General features: G+C 61.6%; 4 protein-coding genes. 1 reads left to right on the top strand and 3 read right to left on the bottom strand.

The window, feature by feature from the left end; all coding sequences use genetic code 11:
• Positions 1-1,110 (bottom strand): Hsp70 family protein (locus RMO15_RS31685; RefSeq protein ID WP_309722816.1); only part of this gene is annotated, 1,110 nt, incomplete at its 3' end.
• 64 nt (positions 1,111-1,174) lie between these two features.
• Here RMO15_RS31685 and RMO15_RS31680 point away from each other — a divergent pair.
• A complete protein-coding gene (locus tag RMO15_RS31680; protein ID WP_309722811.1) occupies positions 1,175-3,097 on the top strand; it encodes a hypothetical protein in 1,923 nt (640 codons plus the stop codon).
• A 71-nt stretch (positions 3,098-3,168) separates the two neighbouring features.
• On the opposite strand, the gene RMO15_RS31675 is transcribed toward RMO15_RS31680, so the two are convergent.
• Complete coding sequence (locus RMO15_RS31675) at positions 3,169-5,004, bottom strand: hypothetical protein (protein ID WP_309722808.1); 1,836 nt, start codon at positions 5,002-5,004, stop codon at positions 3,169-3,171.
• A 1-nt stretch (position 5,005) separates the two neighbouring features.
• A partial coding sequence (locus RMO15_RS31670; protein ID WP_309722805.1) for an NAD(P)-dependent oxidoreductase occupies positions 5,006-5,520 on the bottom strand: 515 nt, incomplete at its 5' end.

The following is a 5,520-nucleotide window of genomic DNA, read 5'->3' as shown; positions in this document are numbered from 1 at the left end:
GGGGACGCCCCCCGCAAAGCGTGCGGCTCCACTGGCGACGGCAGTAAAGACAAACTCATTGTCGTGGCGGACAATGGCCTCGGGGAAGAAGCTGTCTACCACGGCGGGCACCTCAGGGAGCAGCGTCGAGCCGCCCGTGAGCAGTACTTCGTCCACTTTGAAGTCTGGCGCGGTCTCGGCGAGCTGGGTCTTGATGTCCGTGAGAGCCGTGCGTAGGTCGTCGTAGAGACCGCGCTTGGTCAGCAGCGCCACCAAGCTCTCGCGGTCGAGGGTTCGCTGGATGCCCCGCCAGGAGATGGGAGTCGAGCCCCCCGTGCGGCTCACGGACTCTTTGGCGCGCATGACTTCCCACTTGGCATCGTAGCGCCCGGCGGCGATGTCCTCAAAGCCAGGGAGTAGCTCCTCCATCAGCCAGTAGTCCACGTCGTCGCCGCCACGGCCCACCATGTGCTTGGCAAGAATCGGAGCCGCCCCCGACGCCAGCACGCCCGGCCCGAGGCGAATCACCGCGAGGTTCAGCGTCCCCCCACCCCAGTCCACCACGAGGAGTGTCTCGTCGCGCCCGACATTGACGCCGTAGCCCAGCGCGGCGGCAATCGGCTCGTCAATGGTCTTGAAGTGCTTCACCCCAAGGCGCTTGGTGAGAGCCGCCAGCTCCGCGCGATAGGTCTCGAAGTAGCCGACCGGGCCGCTAATCGTCAGCTGCGTGAGCTTCTTATTGCCTAAAGTCCCCCGCGCCGCCGTGATCAGCTCACGAAGAAACAAATACGCCGCCTCGCGCGCGGCGATAGGCTTGCCCTGAACGCTGGCTACCTGGCGGTGTGGCTCCTGTGCCAGTGCCCGCTTGAAGCTCTGCGCGAAGCCGGGTGCGCCGCCCTCGAAGTTGTGTGCCAGTGCCGCCTGCCCGATCAGCGCCTCGGGCTCCGTGCGCCAGAACTGCGGCCAGAGGCGGCGGTGCTTCTCCCGCACAAACACACAGGTCGGCACTAGAGTCGCCTGCGTCGTCGGCTGCTCCCGCGCGATGGCCGGAAGCGAGACCACACGCACATTTCCCTCTTCCACCACCGCCACCACACTATTTGTCGTTCCAAAATCAACAGCAAGTTCCACAGAGTTAGTATAACGCAATGCTGTCTATAACGAAGTTTCGCGAGGCAACGTATAATACTAAACAATGTTGTTGCTCTTTCTCCTCTCGACCCTGGGAGCGCTGGCGCTGGTGGGTGTCTTTGCGCGGCACTGGACACTGGGCGAGCGGCTGGCGGCGGCGATTCCACTGGGCAACCTGACCCTGGGGCTGCTCGGGCTGATACTGGCCTCGCGCCTCGGGATGACGCCCGTGGCAATGGGGCTGGCGACGGTGCTCAGCTTCTCCCCTGCCTTGCTCTGGCTACGTACTGGCCCAAGGCGGCGGCTGGCGCAGGTGGTGAGCATTAGTATTAGCCGAGTGCAGGCGCGACTGCGGAAACCCAGCGTGGCGGGGATCGCCTTAGCACTCTGGTACGGTGTGCTTTTCTCTTTACTCTTGCGCTTTTTCTGGGGCGCGTGCTACGCCGAGAGCGATGGCGCGATCTGGACTCTCAATGTTGCCAACCTCGGGGATCTGCCGCTCCATATCGGGATTATCCAAGGCTTTGCTGTTGGAGGGAACTTTCCTCCCGAGCACCCCGCGATGGAGGGCGCAAAGCTGACCTACCCGTTTATTGTGGACTTCACCACGGCGCTCTATGTCCGGGGGGGAGCGAGCATTCCGGGCGCGATTTTCTTTCAAGACGCGACACTTGTGGGCTGCACGCTCTACTGGCTCTGGCGGCTCACCCGGCTCTTCACCCGCGACTCGGTGGCGGCGCATCTAGCCCTACCACTAGCACTGTTTTCCGGCGGCTGGGGCTTTCTCTACTTCGGGGGCGACTGGCAGAATGCCCCGAGTAGCTCCCTCACCGAGCTGTTGTTTCACCTGCCCAAGAGCTACACCAACGATGCGGAACGAGGGCTGCGCTGGGGAAACATGCTCTGCGTGCTGCTTGGGACGCAGCGGAGCCTTGTGCTGGGAATGCCGATAGCGCTGACAGTCGTGCGGCTCTGGTGGTCAGGGAAGCGGCGCGGGATGTGGCTGGCGGGCTTGCTCGTGGGACTGCTTCCGCTAGGCCATGTGCACACGTTCGCGTCACTGGGCGGCGTGGCGGCTCTGCAAGCTCTGACCATGATCTTCCGCGAGGGCTTTGGCGCAGCCGTGAAGCGCTGGCTCCCGTTTTTTGTGATTTTGGGTGCCTTTGCCCTGCCGTCGCTGGCCTACATGCTGGTTGGGAGCCACACCAACACGGCGCAGTTTGCCCGCTTTGCGCTGGGCTGGGACGGGAAGGCCAACGATGTGCCCGGCTGGACACGGTTCTGGCTCTTCAATACTGGGCCGTTTATCCCCCTGCTCGTGCTAGGGGCGGGCCGTGTCTCTCGACGCTGGCTGGTTTTCTATCTGCCGTTTTTAGTTTGCTTCTTTGGCCCCAATGTCTTCCAGATGGCCCCGTGGATCTGGGACAACCTCAAGGTGCTGATCTACTGGTACTTGCTCAGCGTGCCTCTGGTGGCCGGTCTCCTGGCAAGCTGGTGGCGACAAAAAGGCGTGCGTATCTGGGTGCCGCTGGTGGTACTTTGCTGCACACTGGCCGGTGTTCTGGATGTCTGGCAGGTGGCGACGGGCACTGGCAAGCAGCAGATCTACTCCGCCGCTGAGCAGCGCTTTGGCGAGGCGATAGTTCCCGTCACAAAGCCTCAGTCGCGGATTCTGACCTCGGCGGCCTTTACCCATCCCGTCTACTGGGCGGGCCGTCGCACCTGGCTGGGCTACACGGGCTGGCTCTGGTCACATGGCCTCGACTACGGCTACCGCGAGGAAGCGCTCAAGAAGATCTACTCAGGCGACCCGGAAGCCGAAGCACTCCTCAAAAAATACGAGATTGACTTTGTAGCAGTCACCCCCCGTGAGCGCGGCGACATCCCCAATAATTACAAGCTCCCCTTCAACGAGGACTTCTTCCGCCAGCACTACCCCGTCGCAGCTCGGGAAGGCGACTATGTGCTCTACAAGATCACGAAGTAGCGCTTTTAGTAGCCCCGCTCCGAGTTGACGAGATTTTTCAACGCTGTCCAAACATACTTTGCATCAATAACTCAGAGATCCAGACAGACAAGGGAGCGGTCGTGGAAGGTTCCTAGACGTAGCCTGCCCTCAGGGGTACGCGCCATGCGGTAGAAAGTCAGCGGGGGCAGGTGCGCAGGAAGGGAGACTTCTTCCCAGCCACCATGAGAGCGCTTTTGACGGAACAGGACACTTCGAGAGTGATGGTAGTCACCACGGCGGCTTGCCGCGAGCCAGAGATGCTCTTTCTCCACCAGTAAGGCGGACACATGCCATAGCGGCGGCAGTGAGATGTCGTGCTGCTCTTTCGTCGGTTTATGGAAGCGTACCAGACGAGCGGGCTGGTCGAAACCGCGTGAGTCCTCTACCCAATACACGTCATCCGAATCGGTGAGGTCTGGGACGAGGATGCTTATCTCTTGCTCCGTCACCTGCTCCTGCTCTGCCGCACCGGGCAGAATCCACCAGGTTCCTGGACAGTGTAGTAGCCAGAGTGCCTGACCATCCGTGAGGGCGGGACGATGCCACTTCCCAAAGCTGGCATCATAGAGCCAAAACTGACCGGTGCCACGGTCCAGGCGACAGATGCCCTGGTAGCGCCCCTCCGCGCTCAGTGCTCTTCCCCAAACAGAGTGACGATCCACGATCAGCTCACTGTCGAGCCGGATCCCATCCGGAGGTCGGTAGTGCCGTGCAGGCTGGGAGCGCTCGGCACACACAAGCGTGTTCTCTGTCACCCACCAGCTCAGAGTGGGGTCCTCAGGATCGGGGTGCAGGCCGTAGGAAATGCGCGAGGGAAGCGGCCAGTTCAGGAGACGCAGGTGCCAGCTGGGGAAGTGCTGCTGTCGCCACGGAAAACGGGGATCTTCCTGGGGTGTTGAGCCGGGAGTGGGAAAGGCAGTAAAGGCGAGGAGACGATGCGCCGCTGGGGGAGCAGGTGCCGTTTCTTGGTAGGGGACGGTTGTCCAGGTATGGCTCTGTGGCTGATAGCAAAGCCAGCCCATATTATGCCCCGTATCTGGGATCAGGTTCTCCACCCAGAGCGTCCCATCGGAGTGGAGAGCCAGCCCTCTGGGGTACCGCCCGGGGGGGCGTGCTGTGTGAGGAATTGGCACAGGCACAGTGGGCGTCCCGTCGGGAGCAAGCGCTACCAGTTGAAATGGCGGGTGCTCCTGCGTATACTGGCGTGGAGTAGTCAGGCACCAGAGCATCCCATCCGAAGCCCACTCTCCCGCGATGCAAACCCGCTCCAGAAGAAAGCGCTCCCAGTCCTGTGGGGAACCTAGGGGAGTTGACAGTAGCCCTGCACTGGTTCCCAACCAGAGCGTATCAGCACGGATCTGAGCAAAGTACACCGCGATCTTGGGTAGATCGGCGCGTAGCCAAGGGTGCCCAGGGAGAGATCGCAGAGTATGTGTTGCCCGCTCGACAAAGTGACAGAAAGCAACATCCTCTTGCCTGACCTCCGGGAGAGCCACCACGACAAAGTCTTCTGAGAGGCTTAGCGAGGCATGGCGCTCAAGAGGGTACTCCTGCTCGGGGAGAGGCCAGTGAGCAAGCGTCTGCCAGCCCTCGCCTTCAGGCGTCAGCTGTCCGAGAAAGAGCACAAATGGTGCTTCGAGTGTTCGCACCAGAGCGTAGGTCGCTTGGGTGTCAGCGATAATGGCTTCCACATAGGGAGCGGGAAGTCCCTCGCGCGGCGTTACCAGCGTGACAGTCTGATGCGCGTTGTCGATGCGCTGGAGGCCAAAGTGGCTCCCAACCCACTCGATCTCTCCTACCTGTGCGTGGCACGTAAAACGATAGAGCAGCTCCGTCTGGAACGAGCCATCGCCGTAGAGATCATCGGCAGGGGCCTCGCTCAGCACCTCAGTAGCCCAGCTCCGAGTTGACGAGATTTTTCAGCGGCTCCCCGGCCTGCATCCGGCGCACTTGCTCCGCCACTAACGCGGCAAGGCGTTCGGCGAGGGTATCGGTCTGCCCGCCGATGTGGGGGGTAATCACGACGTTGTCCAGCTCCCACCACGGCGAGTTAGAAGGCAGAGGCTCGTCCTCGAAGACATCGAGTCCTGCACCGGCGAGCCACTTGTTCTTCAGCGCCGTCCAGACATATTTTTCATCAATCAACCCGCCGCGCCCGATATTAAACAGATAGCTCCCCTTCTGGATGATCTCGATCTCATCCTCCCCAAAGAACCAGCGGGTCGAGGGCGTGAGCGGCAACGCCAGCACGACCATATTGGCTCGTACGATCAGCTCGTGGTACTGCAAGTGCGACAAGACCACATCAAAGCCCTCGGCGGGAAGCTCCGGATTGCGGCGCAGGCCAATCGTGTTCATGCCAAAAGCCTTGCAGCGGGTCGCGATCCCCTGACCAATCTGTC

Origin of the sequence: Armatimonas sp. (assembly GCF_031410135.1) — a bacterium.
Taxonomy (GTDB): domain Bacteria; phylum Armatimonadota; class Armatimonadia; order Armatimonadales; family Armatimonadaceae; genus Armatimonas.
This window is presented reverse-complemented; position numbering and strand designations above follow the sequence as displayed.